Below are 21,284 nucleotides of genomic sequence, written 5' to 3'. Positions count from 1 at the left end.
TCGATGACGATGGGGTCGCTGTGATTGCTCATGTGAACTCCGATCTGACCGTGAATCGGCGGGCGGAGGCATGCGTTGCGCCCCCCTCGGCCTCTGAGGCCCCACACCAACCTAACTGCCGAATCCCATTGGTCTCTACCATTTTCCGGTGCAAATCAGACATTTCGCTCGGCGCGACAAGCCGGGAGAGGCGAGCGGACGAGCATGAGTTCTACGGCGATCCGTACAGCGGCGGCGCAGACCGGGCGGATACCGTCCGGCCGCACAGTCACCGCGCGGACGGCCTCCACGCGACGCGTCGCAGGGCAACCAGAGGAGCGGGCTCAGGCCCTGGTCGATACAGCTGCATGTTGGCTCGTGAGCTCAGTTGTGTCGGTGGCATGCCGATGTCGGGGAAGTAAACCGATTGCGCGTCGTCGGCGGTGCTGCCTATGGTGACGCGGAGATCCGGCCCGGTGCCGGCAACTCCGAACCCGAAGGTGGTGGACCATGTCAAATACGCCCCGGACGGCCGCCGAGCTCCCACGCGATCCCGCGAACCGCTCGGATCGGTGATCCGTAACCGACATCGGATTCCCCGTCCGGTGTGAGTCTTCCGCGGGATCGATCGGACTCGGCACTATGCCGCCCCATTGATCTCACAGAGGAGAACTCCCGTGTCCCACAGTGGCACGCCGATTCCACATCTATCCACCTTCACCTGCATACGTTGCGGACTCGTGCCCCGTCTCGTCGACGGCGTTCACCGAGTTCGCCATCGACGGTCGCACCGCTGAGGTGACGGTCGCGCCCGATGAGGCCGCGGTGGTTGAACGAAGTTCACTCGGCGAGGTAGCGGAGCATCACCACCCTGTCGAAGTGCCTCGTCTCGGCCAATCGGAGTGGGAGGCGCCCGGCCGGCGAGGGGAACATCGGTGTGCCGCCCCCGAGCACCACGGGCAACAGGAACAGCTGGTACTCGTCGATGAGCCCATGCGGCATCAGCGAGGCCGCGAGGCTCGCGCCACCGACCTCCATGACACCGTCACCGCCGGCCTTCAGCCTGCGGACCTCCTCGACCGCGTTCTCGCCGACCAGAGTGCTGTTCCAGTGCACCGCGGTGAGAGTCCGGGAGAAGACGACCTTCGGCTTCTCCGTCCAGAGCGCGGCGAACTCATGCTCGATGCGTGGCGCGTCATCGGGCACGTGCGGCCAGTACTCGGCCATCAGCTCGTACAGCCGGCGGCCGTGCAGCGAGACCTCGACGTCGCGAAACCGGTCGTTGTGGAACTGGTGCAGCTCATCGTCCGGGTCGGTCCAGTCGATACTGCCGTCACGATCGTTGATGTAGCCGTCCAGGGACACGCTGAACCCGTAGATCAGTCTCCTCATAACCGGGTAGACCCGCTGGGCGCTCGAAACTCATCGAGACGAGGCTTTCCGTGATCATCGGGAGGCTCGGTAACAATCACCCCGCTGATCTGGGGCTCTTGCGCTGGTTGGCATTGAAGCGCGCCTTCTTCTGACGATTTCCGCACGTGTTCATGTCACACCATTTGCGGGTGCGGCTTTGGCTGGTGTCGAAGAAGGCGGCCTGGCAGGTCGGCGAGGCGCACAGGGCCAATTTTCCGTCTCGTTCGCCTGCGATGATGCCGACCGCGTCGGCGGCGATCACGCCCAGGGCATCTTCTACGCAGGAAGCCGAGCCGAGTCGCCATCGCCGAGTGCCCTCGGGCGTCAGGACAGCGGCGGCCCGGCCCCGAATGCTGCAGTCATTGATGATTTGGACGGCAGACGCGGGGAGAGCGTCTCGGACCGCGGCCGCTGTCGCGGCGGCGTGAATCGACTCCCTCAGTTCCCGGGCGAGTTCGAGCTGGGCAGTGGTGCAGGACTCTACGGTCAGGCCGCTCACCGCCAGCCAGTCGACGAGTCGCTGCGGTGTGGGAATGCGCTCCACAGCGTCGCCACGACGCTCCGTCAGCGTCGCGGTGAAGCTGGTCGCCAGCACGCTACCGAGGCGGAAGTCAGGGAACCCAGCAGGCATGGAACCACCTTAGCCGGTTGCACGTCAGCACGAATACATGTTAGAACCGCCTTAGCTGGTTCTTAAAGGGTCGTAGCCGGTTCCTCGACGATCAGGAGGTCTCATGCACCGTCCAAGCAGCGACGTGCAAGCATTCGAATCCCACGCAACCGACGCCGACCTCGACGATCTGCGCGCGCGATTGGCCGCGGCGCGGCTACCGGAGGCCGCGACGGTCCGTGGGGCGGCGCCCGGCCCGCGCCGGTGGGAACAGGGTGTTCCGCTCGCCGATCTCGTCGATGTCGTGAACTATTGGCGCACCGGGTATGACTGGCGGTCGTTCGAAAAGCGCCTCGACCGGATCGGGCAGTTTCGCACGACCATCGACGATCTGGGAATCCATTTCCTGCACCGCCGATCCGCTCGCGCGGAGGCCACTCCGCTGATCTTGACGCACGGCTGGCCGGGCAGCATCGCCGAGTTCATCGATGTAGTAGACGAGCTGGCGGACCCGAAAAATACGGACGCGCCGGCGTTCCACGTCGTGGTGCCATCGTTACCGGGCTTCGGTTACAGCGACAAGCCGGCCACCACCGGGTGGGGGACCGAAAAGATCGCGGCCGCATGGGTGGAACTGATGGGACGGCTCGGTTACCGCAAGTTCGCGGCCCACGGCGGCGACTGGGGAGGGAACATCACCACGGTTCTCGGCGGGAGGTTCCCGAAGCACGTTCTCGGCATCCACACCCTGTTCGCGGAGGCACCGCCCGGGTTGACAACGGATGGGCTGACAGCGGTCGAGCGCAGGTGGACCGAGGAAACCCGCGATTTCTGGCGTCACCGCGCGGCGTACGCGAAGCAGCAGGCGACCCGCCCGCAGACCATCGGCTACTCGCTCGTCGACTCACCGGTCGGGCTTCTCGCCTGGATTCTCGACAAGTTCGCCGAGTGGAGCGATACCGAAGACAGCCCGTTCGAGACGATTTCCATAGACCGCGTTCTCGACGACGTGACCCTGTATTGGCTGACGCGGACCGGGGCGTCGGCGGCCCGCATCTATTACGAAAGCCATAACTCGCTGGACCTCGAACTCCGGGTCGACGTCCCCTCGGCAATCACGATGTATCCCCGCGATATCGAGAAGTGTCCGCGCCCCTGGGCGCAGGAGCGGTACCGGCAGATCGTCCGATGGAGGTCGCCCGAGAGCGGGGGGCATTTCCCGTCGCTGGAGGTTCCCGAGTATTTCGTCAAGGACCTGCAAGAAGGCCTGGTGGCCGTGCTGGCCGTTGATCGGTGAACGCGGCCGGGGGCCCGGGACTCGGCGTACCGCTGATCGACGTGGCGACCGCCCGCATCACTGCTGCACGCCGTGAAGCCGTTGATTGTCGACCATGGAGTCTTGGAGACGATGGCACCGCTATCTTCGCTGCTGTCCGAGCGCTCGAAAACTTGTCTGCGGCCCTCGGGGAGTGGAGCTGAGGCGATACACAGCGGTTTAGTTGACATAATGTGGATTATCGGCGTTCTTGGGCAGGTGGGTTTCGGTGGCGCAGCAGCCGGGCTGCCGTCGAGCGCCTGACAATTGCTCCCGCCCGCGAGCCCCCGCAAGCGGCCCGGGGGTACCTTCCGGTGTACGCGGACGACGTAGCTTTCATTGTTCGACTTACCGATTCGCTCCGCCGCGAGAAAATCCCCTACCCATCAATTCGTCACATGACGTAATGCGACTGAGGGCTTCCCGCTCCGGACAACCGACCCAGTGCCGGCTGACCGCATATCGGCGGTATGCCCCGCCTCACGCGCGCCGGTCGGATCCCAGAGTGCCGGGTAATCCGCAACTGCCGTCGGACGCCCGGCCCTCCGGCGCCGAGGCCGGCGCCACCGCCGAAAGTCACTCCTCCCCCGCCGTATTGTGCGCTACCAACACGTGATAGGCGATTTCGGTCAGTTGCTCCGCTGTCGGAGCGACCTCGGGATGCCGTCGCGTGTAGTGGGTGCGCCAGTAGTCCCCGAAAGACTGTGTGGTCTCCTGCCCGATATCGGTCCAGTCACGCATTCGAGCGACCTGATCGCGGGCTTCGTCCCGGGTGATGGCACCTTCGGCGAACCGCTCGTAGATCGCCTCGTAATTCGAGAAGTACTTACCACCCGCCGGAATGTAGGAACCGCCCGCACGCTCCACCTCCCACATGCATTCGACGGCGAACAGTTTTGCCTCGCACTCGGCGCGCAGGCGCTCCGCGACGAGCCCTTCGAGCCAGGCCTCCACCGGCCCGCCCTGGTGACCCGCCTCCCGCACCGGACTGTCGAAGGCAGCCAGGGCCACCTCTTCGGCGATCGTCGCGGCCGTCTTCTGGGCGAAATACGGATGGCGATATCGTCCGTCCACGGTGATCTTGCGCAGATCGCGGTCCGCGTAGCTACCCGCCCCCTCGACGCCGTAATCCATGGTCCACCCGGCGGCGCGCAGTTCGGCGATACGTGCGGTCAGAGTTGCCGATTTCGCCACCAGATCACCGACCTCCTCCCCCAGTTCAGGGAGGATCCGCCCCACGGCCAGCGTCCTGTCCCCGATGTTCCGGACGCCGGCGTCGGCGCGATCTTTCCAGCGGGATGCTCCCTCGGCCGCCGGAATCGACCGCTCCGCTGCGGTCGTCCAGAAGCTGTCGGCATGCGACAGGCCGTTCGTATCCGCTGCGTCGCTGCCCGCGAGCGGTGAGAACCGGCCACTGTCCCAGTAGAGGCTGTACGCGAGCCCGTCGGTCGACGCCCACAACGTGTGCTGCGTGGTACGCAGCCGCAAGGCGGCCGCATTCTCGAACGAACGCTCGATACGGTCGCTGTCCGTGTGCCCGGCTCGCGCGACGAGGTCGCCGGATCCAGAAACCCGGCCCAGGTGGACGGTGCGGACGCGCGACTCGCCGACCGGAGCAGGACGAGTACTGGCGGGCCGAGCACTGTGTGTCCCGGGACCGGCCGGCGCCCCGATCGTCCAGGCGTTGCGGGCAGCCGCACGCAGCCATGCGAAGCCGAACATACTGCGCCACCGCTTGACCAAGCTGCGCACTGCCACACCACCGGCAGCGGCGCCCACCACCGCGGTGGGCATCCAGCCCGCCATATCGACTCCGTGCGCGGACAGCACAGCGCCGCCGATCAGCGCACCGGTGGCCGAACCGGCCCCGGTGACCACGTTGCCCACACTGACCGCCCGGCCGAAGAGTTCTCGCGGAATGAATTCCTGCTGGTGACCGAGCACCCGAGAATTCATCGCCACACCGACCATCCCGAAGCCGAAGGTACCGGCGGCGACCACGAACGGATTACTGGTGACCGCCTGGGTCGTGGCGGCAAGGGTGAACCCGCCGAGTCCCGCCAGCAACAGGTTCTCCACCTTCGTCTTGTCGATGAGCCGAGACGGCAGGAACCCGCCCGCCACCGCACCCAGCGCGCCCGCGGCGAGCACCGGTCCGGCGGTCCAGCCGGGCAGGGCCGCCGCATCGACGACCGTGGCGGCCCGCAGATTGAGTGCCGCGACAGCCGCGTTGGTGAACACGATCGTCGCTGTGTACGGGCGGAGAAAGGAGTCGCCCCACACGGCGCGCCCACCGGCTTTCAGCTCCTGGGCCACGTCCCTGAAGGTGTGGTCACGCGGCGCGGGCTTGGGGAAGTGCTTCCGCATCCCGGGCAGGAGACCGAGATTCCAGCCGTAGGACAGCAGATTCACTCCTACGGGCAGCGCTTTGTCGACGCTCAACAGCACCGGGCCCAGCGCCCGCCCACCGGTACCGGCCAGATACCCTTCGACGGCCGAGATGCGGTTGGCGCGCGGGCGCTGCGCGGGCGTGACCAGGTCGAGTACGGAGCTGCCGAGCGCGCGCTGATAGGCGATCGTGGCCGTTACCTCGGTGAGGGTCGTTGCCGTGAGCACGGCGGCCAGATTCGGCGCGTCGAAGCGAACCGCCGCCCCGGCGACTGCGGCGCCGAGCGCACCGACCGACTGTGCGATCCACATCATCTTCAGGCGGTCGGTGAAATCGGCGAGGTAGCCCGCGGCACTGAGGGGTCTCGAAACCCTCTCCCTCGAGTACTTTTCCTCTCCTCCCGTGTAAACAGCCTCTTTCTTTGTTTTTTGATTTGCTGACCGACGCGTAGTGGTGTTGGGACTATATGTTTAGATACGCATATCTACGTACCAGCATAATGTCTTATACAGATGCCTGGTACAACCCCGTCCGCCGTTTCGGCAACGGCGGACACTGCTGCGGCCGGAGCGGGTACCCGGTGCGGAACCACCCCGTCACCCAGGCGACGCCCCTCCCCTGCTCTGCCCCACGACCGGACGGAAACACAGCCTGCCGCGTACCGGGTACGGGCGTGAGCGGGGGTTAGGCTCGAAACGAACTGGGCTCGTGTCAGCGACGACCTCCCGGAGGCGAGCTATGCGCAGACGTCGGCTGGTAGTTCTCTGTGTCTCCGTGGTGGCCGCCGCGGAACTGGTATCGGGATGCGGGGACCGGGAACCGACACCGGTCCCCGGAGCAGCCGCGCCTTCGACTTCGCCATCGGATCCGGGGCCCGATCAGGCGGCCGGCGTCGCCATACCGCGTGGACGGGTCGAACATATTCTGGGCACGCTCGAATACCGCGCCGAGGAGTTGATGCGCGACACCGATGTTCCGGGGATGGCCGTCGCCGTGGTCTACGACGGCGAGGTGGTGTTCCAGAAGGGGTTCGGGGTGCGGGACGTCGACGGGCGGCAGCCGGTGAAACCGGAGACGGTGTTCCAGTTGGCGTCGCTGTCCAAACCGGTGGGGGCCACGGTGGTCGCACGTCAGGTCCAAGGAGGAGTGGTGCAGTGGGATACGCCGGTTCGGGAACCGGCGCCGTGGTTCGCGCTGGAAGACCCGTATGTGAGCGACCATGTGACCATCGGCGACCTGTACGCGCACCGTTCGGGGCTGCCCGAGCACGCCGGGGACAAGCTGGAGGACCTGGGGTTCGACCGGACCGCGATTCTCCAGCGGTTGCGCATGCTGCCGTTGGCGCCGTTCCGCGATACCTACGCGTACACGAACTTCGGGCTCACCGCGGCGGCGATCGCGGTCGCCGATGCCTCGAAGCAGCGCTGGTCGGCGCTGTCGGAGCAGGCCATCTATCGTCCGCTGGGGATGTCGTCGACCAGTTCCCGGTACGCCGATTTCGTCGCCGCGGGCGACCGTGCGTCCGGGCATGTGCTGGTGGACGGTAAGTATCGTCCGGCGCAGCCGGGACGGCAGCCGGACGCCCAGTCCCCCGCCGGCGGGGTCAGTTCGTCGGTGACCGATATGGCGCAGTGGATGATGATGGTGCTGGCGAACGGGAAGCACGGTGGTACGCAGGTGGTGGCGCCGGAGGCACTGCTGCCCGCGCTGACACCGCAGTCGGTGTCGTCACCACCGGCCGAGGTGGACGCCCGGGCGGGTCAGTACGGGTTCGGGTTCAATGTGGGTAATTCGCCGGCGGGCCGGGTGGTGCTGAGTCATTCGGGGGCGTTCGACCAAGGTGCGGCGACCGCGATGACGATGATTCCGTCCGCGAACGTGGGCATCGTGACACTGACCAATGCCACGCCGATCGGGGTGGCGGAGACATTGAACGCCGAATTCGCCGATCTGGTGCAGTTCGGTGAGGTGCGGCAGAACTGGTGGGAGCTCTACTCGAAGGCGTTCGAGCAGTTGAACGCCCCGGTTGGTGAGCTGGTCGGGGCCCCACCGCCGCCGAATCCGGCGCCGGCGCGACCGCTGGAGGACTACGCGGGTGAGTACGGCAACGATTATTTCGGTCCGGCGTCGGTGGCGGTGGACGGTGACGCGCTGCTGTTGACGATGGGGCCGCGCCACGTCGCGATGCCGATGCGGCATCGCGACGGTGACACGTTCGTCTTCTCCCCGGTGGGCGAGAGCGCGAATCCGGGCAGCATCTCGCAGGCCCGGTTCGACGGGGACCGGTTGTGGCTGGAGTTCTACGACTCCGACGGGTGCGGTACGTTCGTGCGCTGAGCTCGGCGTCAGGCGCCGACGTAGGCGGCGAGGTGTGCACCGGTGAGGGTGGAGCGAGCGGCGACCAGATCGGCGGGGGTGCCTTCGAAGACGATGCGGCCGCCGTCGTGTCCGGCGCCGGGACCGAGGTCGATGATCCAGTCGGCGTGGGCCATCACGGCCTGGTGGTGTTCGATGACGATGACCGATTTACCGGAGTCGACGAGCCGGTCGAGGAGTCCGAGAAGCTGTTCGACATCGGCGAGGTGCAGGCCGGTGGTGGGTTCGTCGAGAATGTAGATTCCGCCCTTCTCGGCCATCTGGGTGGCGAGTTTGATGCGCTGGCGTTCACCGCCGGAGAGTGTGGTGAGTTGCTGGCCGAGGCGCAGGTAACCGAGCCCGACATCGGCGAGCCGGTCGAGGATCTTGTGGGCGGCGGGGATGCGGGCGTCGCCGGAACCGAAGAACTCTTCGGCTTCGGCCACCGACATGTCGAGCACTTCGGCGATAGTGCGGCCACCGAGGGTGTATTCGAGGACCGCGGCCTGGAAGCGTTTGCCGTCGCATTCCTCGCAGGTGGATTCGACGGTGGCCATGACACCGAGGTCGGTGTAGATCACGCCGGCGCCGTTGCAGGTGGGGCAGGCGCCTTCGGAGTTGGAGCTGAACAGGGCGGGTTTGACGCCGTTGGCTTTCGCGAATGCCTTGCGGATGGGGTCGAGGAGTCCGGTGTAGGTGGCCGGGTTGCTGCGGCGGGAGCCGCGGATGGCGCCCTGGTCGATGGTGACGACGCCGTCGCGGCCGGAAACCGAGCCGGTGATCAGGGAGCTCTTGCCGGAGCCGGCGACGCCGGTGACGACGACGAGGGCGCCGAGCGGGATATCGACGTCGACGTTGCGCAGGTTGTGGGAGTCGGCGCCGCGGACTTCGAGGGCGCCCGACGGGGTGCGCACGGATTTCTTGAGGGCGGCGCGGTCGTCGAGGTGGCGTCCGGTGAGGGTGTCGCTGGCGCGGAGTCCGTCGACGGTGCCCTCGAAGACGATTTGTCCGCCGTCGCTGCCGGCACGGGGGCCGATATCGACGATGTGGTCGGCGATTTCGATGGCTTCGGGTTTGTGTTCGACGACCAGGACGGTGTTGCCTTTGTCGCGAAGCTGGCGCAGCAGATCGTTCATCCGCTGGATATCGTGCGGGTGCAGGCCGATGGTGGGCTCGTCGAAAACGTAGGTGATGTCGGTGAGCGAGGAGCCGAGGTGGCGGATCATCTTGGTGCGTTGGGCCTCTCCCCCGGATAGAGTGCCGGAGGGGCGCTCCAGGGAGAGGTAGCCCAGGCCGATATCGGTGAACGAGTCGAGCAGGTGCTGCAGGCCGTTGACCAGCGGGGCGACCGAGGGTTCGTCGAGTTCGCGGACCCAGTCGGCGAGGTCGCTGATCTGCATGGCGCACAGGTCGGCGATGTTCTTGCCGTTGATCTTGGAGGCGAGGGCTTCCTTGGTGAGGCGGGTGCCGCCGCATTCAGGGCAGGTGGTGAAAGTGACGGCGCGTTCCACGAAGGCCCGAATGTGGGGTTGCATGGCGTCCACGTCCTTGGACAGGAAGGACTTCTGGATGCGCGGGATGAGGCCTTCGTAGGTGACGTTGATGCCTTCGACCTTGATCCTGGTGGGCTCTTTGTAGAGCAGGTCGTGCAGTTGTTTCTTGGTGAACTTCTTGATCGGCTTGTCGGGGTCGAAGTAGCCGCAGCCGCGGAAGATGCGGCCGTACCAGCCGTCCATGCTGTAGCCGGGGATGGTGAGGGCGCCCTCGCTGAGGGAGAGGCTGTCGTCGTAGAGCGCGGTGAGGTCGAAGTCGGTGACCGAGCCCATGCCTTCGCAGCGGGGGCACATACCGCCGAGCCGGTTGAAGGTCGCTTTCTCGGCGACTGTTTTGGAGCCACGCTGAACGGTGATGGCGCCGCTGGCGGTCACCGACGGCATATTGAAGGAGTAGGCGTTGGGTGAACCGATATGCGGGTCGCCGAGCCGGCTGAACAGGATGCGCAGCATGGCGTTGGCGTCGGTGGCGGTGCCGACGGTGGAACGGGGGTTGGAGCCCATGCGTTCCTGGTCGACGATGATGGCGGTGGTGAGGCCTTCGAGCAGGTCGACGTCGGGCCGCGACAGGGTGGGCATGAAACCTTGGACGAAGGCGCTGTAGGTTTCGTTGATCATCCGCTGGGATTCGGCGGCGATGGTGGCGAAGACCAGGGAGCTCTTGCCGGAACCGGAGACGCCGGTGAACACGGTGAGCCGCCGTTTCGGGATCTCCACGCTGACGTCTTTGAGGTTGTTCACGCGCGCGCCCTGCACTCGGATGAGGTCGTGGCTGTCGGCGGCGTGCGTCGCGGACGTCCGCGTTCCGGTCTTCGTGGCGGTGGTCATCTGTCTCCCTCTGGTGCGGTCGCGGTCATCGACATCGGCCTGTTCGGTCCCTGGCTGTCGAGTGTTACCGACCGGCCCGTCCGATGGGCGGGCCGGTGTGCAATGCCGGATCGGTGGGTGTGTCTCCGGTCAACGCAGTTGCTGGATGCGGATCATATTGCCCGCGGGATCGCGGACGGCGCAGTCGCGGATGCCGTACGGCTGTTCGGTCGGTTCCTGGACCACTTCCACATCACCGGCCTGGAGGCGTTCGAAGGTGCCGTCGAGGTCGTCGGTGGCGAGGTTGATTCCGGCGTAGGTGCCCTTGGCCATCATTTCGGCGATGGTGGTGCGTTCCTCGTCGGTGATGCCGGGGTCGGCGGCCGGTGGGTGCAGCACGATGGAGGTTCCGGGCTGGCCGGCGGGGCCGACGGTGATCCAGCGCAGGCCGTTGTAGCCGACATCGTTGCGGATCTCGAAGCCGAGGGTGTCGCGGTAGAACCCGATGGCGGCTTCGGGATCGTCCTGGGGCAGGTAGCTGGCGTGAATGGTGATGTCCATGCCGATCACGCTAACTGCGGGGCGGTTACCGGGGCTTCTCGATTCCTGATCGGTCTGGTCACCTGTTTGGCCGTGCACGACGGGATGCCGGCGGTGGCGTCGGCTTGTTGCCGCCGGTAGGCGCTGGGCGGCAGGCCGACGAGTTCGGTGAAGCGGGTGCTGAAGGTGCCCAGCGAGGAGCAGCCGACGGCGAAGCAGACTTCGGTGACGGTGAGGTCGCCGCGGCGCAGCAGGGCCATCGCGCGTTCGATGCGGCGGGTCATCAGGTATCCGTACGGGGATTCGCCGTAGGCGAGCCGGAACTGGCGGCTGAGGTGTCCGGCGGACATGTTGACACCCCGGGCGAGCGCTTCGACGTCCAGTGGTTGCGCGTACTCGCGGTCCATCCGGTCCCGGACGCGGCGTAACAGCGCGAGATCGCGGAGGTGTTGATCCGCGGTGGGTCTGCTGGTCACGTGGCCGATCGTCCCATACCGTGCCCGGGTTGCCCAGTTCCCGGTGGTGGGTTGCCGGCCGTCGTCCCCGGTGCCGAGCCGGGCGAGCGCGGCGACGACGAGGGTGGTGACTCCGGTGCCGGGAGTGGGTGGCAGCACGGGCACGAAGCGGGAGCTGTGGTCGACCGGGATGTCCGGGAAGAGGTGCTCGGGGTCCGGTGTCAGCTGCTGTCTTCGGTGTCGGTGTCGGTGTCGGTGTCGGTGTCGGTGTCGCGGCTCCGGCCGCGACGGGTGGTGCGGACGCCGCGGACGGCGGCGGCCAGGCGGGTGTGTGGCTGCCAGTCCAGGCCGTTGGGCAGGCCCCAGCCGTACCGGACGGCGGCGAGCCGGAGGGCCAGTGAGAAGGCGATGCCGGCGACGATGCCGATCGCGGGTGCGCCGAGATAGGTGCAGACGACCATGGTGCCGGCGACCACGGCGGCGACGGTGGCATAGAGACCGTTGCCGCCGAAGACGGCCGGGACCCGTCGCAGGAGAACGTCGCGGGTGGCGCCGCCGCCGACGGCGGTGGTGATGCCGAGCAGGACGGCGGGGAGCCAGCCGAGGCCGGCGGCGAGGGTTTTCTGTGCGCCGGTGACCGCCCAGAACCCGATGACCGCGGCGTCGAGAGCGGTGAAGAGACGGTCCCAGGCCTGTTCGCTGAGGTGGATGAGGAACGAGATGAGGGTGCCGGCCACGGCGGTGGGCAGGTAGGCGTAGTCGGTGAGCGCTACCGGGGGGCCTTGCTGGAGCAGGGTGTCGCGGATGATGCCGCCGCCGAGGCCGGAGACGATACCGACGACGAGGAACCCGAACAGGTCGAGTTTCTCGGTGCGGGATACGGCGCCGCCGAGCATCGCGCAGGCGAAGACGCCGGCGAGGTCGAGATATCGCGTGACCTGGTCGATGGTTTCGGCGGGTGCGGCCACCGCAGCAAACTAACACGCACGAGCGCGGGTTCTCGGCGGTGACGTGTACCGGGCAGGCGGGCTCGCGGGGCCGTGACGCCTCCGCGGCGCGGGCAGCTGTGCGGTCAGGCCCGGGGTTTCACCGTCACTCCCCCACCGGCTGCCAGCCGCATGAGGTCGGTGTTGAGATCGACGCCGGTTTCGGTGCCGCCGGCGCTGCCGAAGCTGTGCTGGTAGCTGGTCCACGATTCGTCTTTGACCTTGTGCGCGAAACCGCTCTCCATCAGCAGCACCAGTTCGAGGGCGGCGCGATCGATGCGTTTGTCGAGGTCGGTGTCGCTCCAGTCTTCGGCGGCGGCGAACAGGGAGGTGGGCACCGTCATGGTGCGCAGGAAAGCGAACAGGGCGCGCATCTGTTCGTCGACGACCAGGGCGTGCCGGGAGGTGCCGGCGGTGGCGGCCAGGATGACCGGTTTGGCGATGAGCAGGTCGTTGTCTAGGACGTGGAAGAAGGAGGTGAGCAGGCCGCTCGGTGCGGCCTTGTAGACGGGGGCGGCGATGATCAGGCCGTCCGCGGCGGCGAGTGTTTCGATCGCGGCGGTCATCTTGGGGCCCATGAGCTGGGAGACCAGCGCGGTGGTGATCTCGGTGGCGAGTTCGCGGAGGTCGATGACGTGCACGGTGACGGTGGCGCCGCGGTGGCGGGCGAGGGTGCCGACGCGGGCGGAGACCCGGTCGGCGAGCATGCGGGTCGAGGACGGGTTGCTGGTGCCGCCGCTGACCACGACCAGCCGGTAGGGGGCCGTGCCCTGGCCGTTGGTGGTGTTCATATCTCGTTCCTTTGCGTGGTGTCGGCGAGTTTGCCGCAGAGCTGTTCGAGGGTGCGTAGTTCGTCGTCGGTGAGGGCTTCGGTGAGGGCGCGGGCGACGCCGACGGCGTGGCGGCCGCCGATACGGCGCTGCCAGGTCCGGCCCTCGTCGGTGAGCGAGAGCCGGACCCCGCGGCCGTCGTGCGGGTCGGGGGTGCGTTGCACGAGGCCGCGGTCGACGAGCCGGTCCACCATCCGCGACAGTGCCGGCTGGGTGAGCAGGACGTGCCGGTTGAGTTCGGCGGGACGGATGGGTTCGGGGCATTTGGACAACGTGTAGAGGACGTCGTATTCGCGCATGGTGAGTCCGTGCCACACATCCTGGGCCGCGAACTGTTTCATCAATACCGCGTGGGCGGTGAGTACCGCCTCCCAGGCGTCGTTGGCGAGGCGTCCGCTGGTTCTGGTCACTTGTCGGCCAGGGTTTTCGCGGTGTCCTGGTAGGGGCTGGCGCCGGCCAGGTTGTCGCCCTGGTTGGCGTTGGGGCGGGCCTGCCGGGCGGGCTCGTCACCGTATGCGGCGGCGACGCGGGCCCGATGGGTGGGCGCCGGGGCCGATTCGGGGTCGCGGCGGGCTTCCAGTTCTTTACGCAGGACCGGCACGACTTCCTCGCCGAGCAGGTCGAGCTGGTTCAGCACGGTTTTCAGGGGCAGTCCGGCGTGGTCCATCAGCCACAGCTGGCGCTGGTAGTCACCGAAGGTGTCGTGGAAGGTGAGGGTTTTGTCGATGATCTCCTGCGGGCTGCCGACCGACAGCGGGGTCATTTCGGCGAAGTCCTCCAAGGAGGGGCCGTGACCGTAGACGGGGGCTTCGTTGAAGTAGGGGCGGAATTCGTTCCAGGCGTCCTGGGATTTTTTGGCGATATAGGCCTGGCCGCCGAGTCCGACGATGGCCTGCTTCTTGGTGCCGTGACCGTAGTGTTCGAAACGCTGCCGGTAGAACTCGATGAGCTGCAGTGAGTGCGCGGTGGGCCAGAAGATGTGGTTGGCGAAGAATCCGTTGCCGTAGTAGGCGGCCTGTTCGGCGATTTCCGGGGTACGGATGGAGCCGTGCCAGACGAACGGCGGCACACCGTCGAGCGGCCGCGGGGTGGCGGTGAAGCCCTGCAGCGGGGTGCGGTAGTTGCCTTCCCAGTCGACGACGTCCTCGCGCCACAGCCGGTGCAGGAGGTTGTAGTTCTCCAACGCCAGCGGCAAACCCGCCCGGATGTCCTTACCGAACCACGGGTAGACGGGGCCGGTGTTGCCGCGGCCGAGCATGAGGTCCATGCGGCCTTTGGACAGGTGTTGCAGCATGGCGTAGTCCTCGGCGATCTGCACCGGGTCGTTGGTGGTGATCAGGGTGGTCGCCGTGGTGAGGATCAGTCGCTCGGTGGTGGCCGCGATATGGCTGAGCAGGGTGGTGGGTGAGGAGGAGAAGAACGGCGGGTTGTGGTGCTCGCCGATGGCGAAGACGTCGAGGCCGACCTCTTCGGTTTTGCGCGCGATCTGCACGATCGCGTCGATCCGTTCGGCCTCGCTGGGCGTCACGCCGGTTACGGGGTCGCGGGTGATATCGCTGACCGAGAAGATTCCGAACTGCATCGTGTGTCACTCCCACCGTAGTTTCTATGCGTTTGCATCTACTTGAACGGAGGGGTGTGCGGGGTTATTCCTCGTGCGTGCACGCCGGAGGGCGGTACGGACGTTGCCGGAGAGGCTTCCCGCGGGCCGGGTTCCGCGGCCCGCGCCTCGACTGCCCGCGACCACAGGAACACCGCGCGGCGGTGCGGCTGTGGCTACCCGGCGGCGGGCGGCCGCAGCGGTGCCGGCTGCTGCGTGAGCGAGTCCAGGTCGCGGATCGCGGCGCAGCTGCGGCGGATCATGGTGGTGAACATGGCGTCGCCGCGCTCGGACGGGGATCCGTAGGCAGCGCCGAACACCGCCACCAGCGGGCCCTGGAGAGCGGCGAACCGATAGTCCTGCCAGCAGTCGGCGGCGGTGTATCCGCTGACTCCCAGTTGACAGAGGCGCCGGTGGTAGGTGGCGACCAGGTCCTGTTCGGCGGCGCGCCGGATAGCCGGGTCCAGACCGGTGGTGATGAAGTAGGCCAGGTCGCGGGCCGGGAGTCCCAGGTTGACGGTCTGCCAGTCGACGGCGGTCACCTGCGGCGGGTCGGCGTCGTCGAACAGCAGATTGTCCAGGCGGTAGTCGCCGTGCACGAGGCCGAAGCGTTCGGGGCGGGCGACCAGCCAGTCGGCGATGATCTCACCGCAGGCGCGTACGGTTTCGTGGTCCGCGGCGGTGAGACGGTCCCCGAGGCGGTCGAGGAGGATATCGGTGGTGGGGCCGTACAGTTCGCGCAGCGTATCGGCTTCTTCCGGACCGTTGCGGCTGAACCCCTCGATATCGAGCACGGTGTCGTCACACCAGCGGGGGGCGTGCAGGCCCGCGAGCTCGGTCACGGCCGGGTGGGCGTGGGCGACGGGGCAACCGCCGATCTGGTCGCCTTGGCGGGCGGGCGCCAGGTCCTCCAGCAGAAGGACGAATTCGGCGCCGTCGCCGTGTATCTCGGCGTGGTGACAGCGCGGGGTGCGGACGGCGACCGTGGCGGCGATCTCGGTGTAGAAGCGGACTTCCTGGCGGTAGGCGCCGGCGAGCATGGCGCGGACGCCGGGGTCGGCGGCGGGGAGTTTCGCCAGGAGTTGTCGCGGAACCCCGTCGCCGGTGAGCCGCAGCCGGTGCACGGTGCCGATCTGTCCGGTGCCGACGGCTTCGGCGGTCACGGCGGTGACGGGGCGGCCGAGGGCGGCGGTGAGCCATTCGGGGGTGAGGCCGGCGATATCGGTCGGGCCGGTCATCGACTGCTCCTGCCGGGGTTGGCCGGCAGGTGGGCGAACCGGCCGGGGTCGCGGTGGCGCCGCCACGCGTCCAGAGTGGGTGCGAGTTCGGTGGGGGTGTTGCCGTGCAGGATCACACCGTCGGCGCCGGCGGCGAACTGGTCGGCGATCCGGGTCGCGCAGTGTTCGGGGGTGCCGGTGGCGGCGGCGGCCGTCCATTCCGCAGGGAGCAGTTCTTCCACGGCGGCGAGGGTGGTGTCGTCGGCTACGGCGTCGAGGGCGCCGCCGGCGCCGGTGACCAGGGGATGCGCCCGGAAGTCGGCGAGGACCTGCGGGTCCCAGTCGTTGACCCCGACCAGGATGTCACCGTAACCCTGCAGGTAGGTGCCGAGGCGGCCGACGAGTTTACGCAGCCGGGCCGATTCGCCCTGGGTGTCGTCGACCACCGCCAGCACCGACCAGATGCGGACGGTCGCCGGATCACGGCCGGCGTCCGCCGCGGCGGCGCGGATCGTCCGGACGGCGTGGGCGGTGGTGTCGTCGGTGAAGAAGGTGTGCAGGACGACGGCGTCGGCGATCTGCCCGGCCAGGCGCAGGGTGTTGGCGCCGATCGCGGTGAGGGTGACCGGGATGGCTTCGTCGTAGGTGGGGTCCAGGTGCAGGATCGGGTAGTTTCCGGCGGGCCCGGCGTGGCCGACGACGGTGTCGCCGCGCCAGAGGCGCCGGTAGAGCGCGGTAGCGTCGCGGAGTTGCGCGGAGGTGATCCGGGGCAGGCCCATGACGTCGAAGAGCGCACTGAATCCGCGACCGAGACCGAGACTGTAGCGGCCGCGGGTGAGCCGGTGCAGAGTAACCGCGGCAGCGGCGGTGATCAGGGGGTGGCGGGTGTTGTGGTTGGTGGCGGCGGTGCAGATGCCGAGGTCGGTGGTGACCGCGCCCGCGGCGGCGGCGAGGGCGAACGCTTCTTTGGTGTTGAAACGTTCGGACAGGAACATGGCCCCGAGGCCGAGCCGTTCGGCGGCGCGGGCTTCGTCGAGCAGGATATGCGGGTCGGTGGCGTGGCCGGCGAGACCGTAACAGCCGAGTTCGGGGAACTCGGTCACTGTCCGGCCTCGGCATCGTGGCCGCCGATCATGCGGTGCAGTTCGTCCTGGGTCCAGGGCGGGGTGTCGTTGTGGTCGCGGAAGCCGAGGATGGTGGGGGCCGGACGGTCGTAGCGGCCGACGAATCCGCCCGCGGCGACGAAGATCTGGCCGGTGACCCGCTCGGCGGCCGTCCCCGCGAGGTAGAGATACAGCTGGGCGACGTAGTCGGCGGGTGGGGCGTCGAGGGCGGCGTCCTTGCTGATCGCGTCGAGCATGCCGCGGCGGTAGAGCTCCATGATCTTGGCCTCATAGGCGAACCCACTGGAGAGCCGAGTTTTGGCGCCGGGGCATACGACATTGGCGCGAACCTTGTGTTCGGCGAGTTCGGCGGCGATGGCGAGAGTGAGGGAGTTGACCGCGCCCTTCCCGGCGGCGTACCCGGTGCCGCCGTAGTCGCCCAGGTAGGCGAAGGAACTGGTGTTGATGATGCTGCCGCGGCCCTGGGCGACCATTTTCGGGGCGGCGGCGCGGCAGGTGTTGAACGTGGTGGTGAGGTGGGAGTCGAGCAGGGCACGCCAGTCGCGGGTGCTGACGTCGAGGATGGAGGAGCCGGCGGGCTCGGCGATCCCGGCGCAGTTGACGAGCACATCGACGGCGCCGAAGGTGCGCACGCAGGTGTCCACGAGTTCGGTCGCGGTGGATTCGTCGGCGGCGCTGCCGGCGATGCCGATCGCGCGGTGACCGGCGAGGGTCAGGGAGTTGACCGTGCGTTCGACTGCCGGGGCGTTTCGTCCATTGACCACCACCCCGGCGCCGTGCCCGGCCAGGGCGTGCGCGACGGCGTGGCCGATGCCGCTGGTGGCGCCGACGACCACGGCGCCGCGTCCCCACAGGGTCTGGTTTCCGCTCATGGACCTGTTCTCGCTCCCTTCTCTCCGCCGAACACTATTCCGTACAGGTGTCCGGACAGTATGGCATCCCGGCAGCGCGCCGGGGGTGGAGAGAGGTGACACGCCTTGCTTGGGCGCAACACCCCGTAGTACTGTCCAGACAGGTGTCTATCATAGATCCTGGACAGTAATCTGGGGAAGGATTTCCACATGACTTCGGTGAAACCGCCGCGGGTGTCCGGAGGCGAACACGAACACGGCCACCTGGAGGAATTCCGTACCGACCCGATCGCGCTGATGCGCCGGGTGCGGGAGGAATGCGGTGACGTCGGCCAGTTCGAGCTCGCCGGACGCCACGTCGTCCTGCTCACCGGCGCCGAAGCGAACGAATTCTTCTTCCGCGCCGCCGACGAGGACCTCGACCAAGCCGCCGCCTACCCCTTCATGAAGCCGATCTTCGGCGAGGGCGTGGTATTCGACGCCAGCCCGGAACGGCGCAAGGAGATGCTGCACAACTCCGCGCTGCGCGGCGACCAGATGCGCGGGCACGCGGCGACCATCGAAAAAGAGGTCGACCGGATGCTGGCGGGCTGGGGCGACGAAGGCGAGATCGATCTGCTCGACTTCTTCGCCGAACTCACCATCTACACCTCCTCGGCCTGCCTGATCGGGACGAAGTTCCGGGAGGAACTCGACAGCCGGTTCGCGCACCTCTACCACAACCTGGAACGCGGTACCGACGCGCTGGCGTATGTGGACCCGTACATGCCGATCGAAAGCTTCCGGATCCGCGACGAATCCCGGGCCGCGCTCGTCGAACTCGTCCAGGAGATCATGAACGTGCGGATCGCGAACCCGCCCGCCGAAAAGGAGGACCGCGACCTGCTCGATGTGCTGGTCTCGGTGAAGAAAGAGGACGGCACCCCGCATTTCAGTGCCAGCGAGGTCACCGGCATCTTCATCTCGATGATGTTCGCCGGCCACCACACCACCTCGGGTACCGCCGCCTGGTCGGTGATCGAACTGCTGCGGCACCCGGAAGTGCTGTCCGGAGTCGTGAAGGAACTCGACGAGCTCTACGCCGACGGCCAGGAAGTCAGCTTCCACGCCCTGCGCCAGATTCCCCGGCTGGAGGCGGTGCTCAAGGAGACGCTGCGGCTGCACCCGCCGCTCATCATCCTGATGCGGGTCGCCCAGGGCGAGTTCGAGGTGTGCGGGAACCGGATCGAGCCCGGCGATCATGTGGCGGCGACCCCGGCGATCTCCAACCGGCTGCCCGAGGATTTCCCGAACCCGGACAGTTTCGATCCCGGCCGCTATATCGACCCCAACCAGGAAGACCTGGTCAACCGCTGGACCTGGATCCCGTTCGGGGCCGGACGTCACCGCTGCGTCGGCGCCGCGTTCGCGCTGATGCAGCTCAAGGCGATCTTCTCGGTACTACTGCGGGATTGGGAATTCGAGATGGTGCAGCCGTCGGAGTCCTACCGCAACGATCACTCGAAGATGGTCGTGCAGCTGCAGCAGCCGTGCCGGGTGCGGTACCGCCGCCGGCAGCAGGCGTGAGTTGCGATGGCATACGTCATCACCCAGCGGTGCTGCAACGACGCCAGCTGCGTGGCCGAATGCCCGGTGGACTGCATCCGGCCACGCCCCGGCGATCCGCAGTTCGCGTCCGCGGAGATGCTCTACATCGACCCGGACACCTGCATCGACTGCGGGGCCTGCTACGAAGCGTGCCCGGTGGACGCCATCTACGCCGAAGAGGACCTGCCCGCGCACCTCGACGGATTCCGGGACGTCAACGCGGGCTTCTTCACCCGGCATCCACTGGAACCGGATATGTCCGCCCCGCCGCCGGTGCGGCGCCTTACCAAGGACCTCGGGACCCTGCGGGTGGCGATCGTCGGCACCGGGCCGGCCGCCTGCTACGCCGCCGAGCAACTACTCGTCGCCGGCACGGTCGAAGTGGAGATGTTCGACCGGCTCCCCACCCCATGGGGCCTGGCCCGCTACGGAATCGCGCCCGATCACGCCCAGACCCGCGGTGTCACCGATATGTTCGCATCCGCGTTCAAACGCGACGCGCTGCAGATGTATCTGAACACCGAGATCGGCACCCATATCGGCCACGCCGAACTGCGCGAGAGCGCGCACGCGGTGATCTACGCGGTCGGCGCGCCCGCCGACCGGCGCCTCGACGTTCCCGGGGAGGACCTGGCGGGCAGTATCTCGGCCACCGAATTCGTGGCCTGGTACAACGGGAACCCCGGCTACGCCGACCGGGTATTCGATCTGTCCGGTGAACGTGCGGTGCTCGTCGGCAACGGGAACGTGGCCCTGGATATCGCGCGGGTGCTCACCATGGACCCCGACGAGCTGGCCCGGACCGATATCGCCGATCACGCCCTGACCGCGATACGCGAGAGCGCGATCCGTGAGGTCGTGATCCTCGGCCGTCGCGGGGTGCTGCAGGCGGCTTACAGCGCGCCGGAGTTCCGGGCACTCGGACAGCTCGACGGCCTCGATATCGTCGTGGACCCGGACGACCTGGTGTTCGACGAGGCCGCGCAGGCCTACCGGGCGGGGACGCAGGCACCGTACGAGCTCGGGTTGAAACTGGCGGCCGCCGAGGAGTTCGCGGGCCGCTCGCCGCGTGACGGCAACAAACGCATCGTGTTCCGGTACTGCGTCTCCCCCACCGAGATCGTGGGCACGGACCGGGTGCGGGCGCTGCGGTACGTACGCAACGAGCTCACCGGCCCGGTCGCCGCGCCGACCGCGCGGCCGACCGGGGACACCGGTGAACTCGATACGTCACTGGTGGTGCGGGCGGTCGGGTACCGGGGTGAACCGATCGGCGATCTGCCGTTCGACGACCGGCGGGGTGTGCTGCCCACGGCCGGCGGACGGGTGGTCGATGCGGCGGGCGCGCCGGTCAAAGGTGTGTACGCGGCGGGCTGGATCAAACGGGGGCCGCGCGGGGTGATCGGCTCCAACCGGGCCGATGCCGAGGAGACGGTGGCCGCGATCCTCGACGACTTCACGGCCGGTGTCCTGCTCACCCCGGTCCGGGACCGGGCGGCGCTGTCGGATCTGGTACGCGCCCGGCAACCCGATGTGGTCGACCGCACCGCGTGGCAGGCGGTGGATCGCGCCGAACGCGCCGCGGGCGCGGCGGCGGGGCGCCCCCGGGTGAAGCTGGCAACCGTGGCCGAACTGCTCGCCACGGCACGCCGCGGCTGAACCCGGCCGGCCCG

General features: G+C 67.7%; 16 protein-coding genes and 1 pseudogene. 4 read left to right on the top strand and 13 right to left on the bottom strand.

Translation table 11 applies throughout. From position 1 onward, the window contains the following. Nucleotides 1–819 precede the first annotated feature (819 nt). Both AB0H42_RS19185 and AB0H42_RS19180 read right to left on the bottom strand, forming a co-directional pair. A complete protein-coding gene (locus AB0H42_RS19185) occupies nt 820–1,371 on the bottom strand; it encodes a dihydrofolate reductase family protein (RefSeq protein WP_357057466.1) in 552 nt (183 codons plus the stop codon). A gap of 76 nt (nt 1,372–1,447) precedes the next feature. After that, nucleotides 1,448–2,023 carry a CGNR zinc finger domain-containing protein gene (locus tag AB0H42_RS19180; protein ID WP_357057464.1) on the bottom strand — a complete coding sequence of 192 codons (576 nt, stop codon included), beginning with the start codon at nt 2,021–2,023 and terminating at the stop codon, nt 1,448–1,450. Nucleotides 2,024–2,126: 103 nt separating this feature from the next. Between AB0H42_RS19180 and AB0H42_RS19175 the strand changes: the two genes are divergently transcribed. Continuing rightward, nucleotides 2,127–3,299: an epoxide hydrolase family protein gene (locus AB0H42_RS19175; protein ID WP_357057462.1), complete on the top strand. Its 1,173-nt coding sequence runs from the start codon at nt 2,127–2,129 to the stop codon at nt 3,297–3,299. A 594-nt stretch (nt 3,300–3,893) separates the two neighbouring features. Here the strand turns inward: AB0H42_RS19175 and AB0H42_RS19170 are convergent. After that, a pseudogene (locus AB0H42_RS19170) lies at nt 3,894–6,044 on the bottom strand (MFS transporter); the annotation flags it as partial. 400 nt (nt 6,045–6,444) lie between these two features. Here AB0H42_RS19170 and AB0H42_RS19165 point away from each other — a divergent pair. Continuing rightward, the gene (locus AB0H42_RS19165; protein ID WP_357057460.1) at nt 6,445–8,043 is read left to right on the top strand and encodes a serine hydrolase; all 1,599 of its coding nucleotides are present in this window, start codon (nt 6,445–6,447) and stop codon (nt 8,041–8,043) included. 8 nt (nt 8,044–8,051) lie between these two features. Here the strand turns inward: AB0H42_RS19165 and AB0H42_RS19160 are convergent, their stop codons facing one another. The 10 genes from AB0H42_RS19160 to AB0H42_RS19115 form a co-directional block, all read right to left on the bottom strand. Continuing rightward, nucleotides 8,052–10,442, bottom strand: coding sequence for an excinuclease ABC subunit UvrA (locus tag AB0H42_RS19160; RefSeq protein WP_357057458.1), 2,391 nt, complete (start codon nt 10,440–10,442; stop codon nt 8,052–8,054). 129 nt (nt 10,443–10,571) lie between these two features. Further along, nucleotides 10,572–10,982 (bottom strand): VOC family protein, encoded by a 411-nt coding sequence (locus AB0H42_RS19155; RefSeq protein ID WP_357057456.1) that lies wholly within the window; start codon nt 10,980–10,982, stop codon nt 10,572–10,574. A 5-nt stretch (nt 10,983–10,987) separates the two neighbouring features. After that, on the bottom strand, nt 10,988–11,368 hold the full coding sequence (locus AB0H42_RS19150; protein WP_357057568.1) for a helix-turn-helix transcriptional regulator: 381 nt from the start codon (nt 11,366–11,368) through the stop codon (nt 10,988–10,990). A gap of 269 nt (nt 11,369–11,637) precedes the next feature. Beyond that, nucleotides 11,638–12,384 carry a trimeric intracellular cation channel family protein gene (locus AB0H42_RS19145; RefSeq protein ID WP_357057454.1) on the bottom strand — a complete coding sequence of 249 codons (747 nt, stop codon included), beginning with the start codon at nt 12,382–12,384 and terminating at the stop codon, nt 11,638–11,640. Nucleotides 12,385–12,488: 104 nt separating this feature from the next. After that, nucleotides 12,489–13,193 carry a CE1759 family FMN reductase gene (locus AB0H42_RS19140; protein ID WP_357057452.1) on the bottom strand — a complete coding sequence of 235 codons (705 nt, stop codon included), beginning with the start codon at nt 13,191–13,193 and terminating at the stop codon, nt 12,489–12,491. Beyond that, nucleotides 13,190–13,642, bottom strand: a complete 453-nt coding sequence (locus AB0H42_RS19135; protein WP_357057450.1) for a MarR family transcriptional regulator — start codon at nt 13,640–13,642, stop codon at nt 13,190–13,192. The genes AB0H42_RS19140 and AB0H42_RS19135 overlap by 4 nt, the downstream gene beginning before the upstream one ends. Then, complete coding sequence (locus tag AB0H42_RS19130; RefSeq protein WP_357057448.1) at nt 13,639–14,814, bottom strand: LLM class flavin-dependent oxidoreductase; 1,176 nt, start codon at nt 14,812–14,814, stop codon at nt 13,639–13,641. The genes AB0H42_RS19135 and AB0H42_RS19130 overlap by 4 nt, the downstream gene beginning before the upstream one ends. A gap of 194 nt (nt 14,815–15,008) precedes the next feature. Beyond that, entirely contained in the window at nt 15,009–16,070 is a 1,062-nt protein-coding gene (locus AB0H42_RS19125) for a phosphotransferase (protein ID WP_357057446.1), read from the bottom strand. Beyond that, on the bottom strand, nt 16,067–17,152 hold the full coding sequence (locus AB0H42_RS19120; RefSeq protein WP_357057444.1) for a TIGR03857 family LLM class F420-dependent oxidoreductase: 1,086 nt from the start codon (nt 17,150–17,152) through the stop codon (nt 16,067–16,069). The genes AB0H42_RS19125 and AB0H42_RS19120 overlap by 4 nt, the downstream gene beginning before the upstream one ends. After that, entirely contained in the window at nt 17,149–18,045 is an 897-nt protein-coding gene (locus tag AB0H42_RS19115; RefSeq protein WP_357057443.1) for an SDR family oxidoreductase, read from the bottom strand. The genes AB0H42_RS19120 and AB0H42_RS19115 overlap by 4 nt, the downstream gene beginning before the upstream one ends. Nucleotides 18,046–18,234: 189 nt before the next feature. Here AB0H42_RS19115 and AB0H42_RS19110 point away from each other — a divergent pair, with 189 nt between their 5' ends. Both AB0H42_RS19110 and AB0H42_RS19105 read left to right on the top strand, forming a co-directional pair. Next, complete coding sequence (locus AB0H42_RS19110; protein WP_357057441.1) at nt 18,235–19,590, top strand: cytochrome P450; 1,356 nt, start codon at nt 18,235–18,237, stop codon at nt 19,588–19,590. Between the two features lie 6 nt (nt 19,591–19,596). After that, nucleotides 19,597–21,270, top strand: a complete 1,674-nt coding sequence (locus AB0H42_RS19105) for a 4Fe-4S binding protein (RefSeq protein ID WP_357057439.1) — start codon at nt 19,597–19,599, stop codon at nt 21,268–21,270. The last annotated feature ends 14 nt before the right edge of the window (nt 21,271–21,284 follow it).

The organism is Nocardia sp. NPDC050799 (genome assembly GCF_040654015.1).
Classification (GTDB): Bacteria; Actinomycetota; Actinomycetes; order Mycobacteriales; family Mycobacteriaceae; genus Nocardia.
This window is presented reverse-complemented; position numbering and strand designations above follow the sequence as displayed.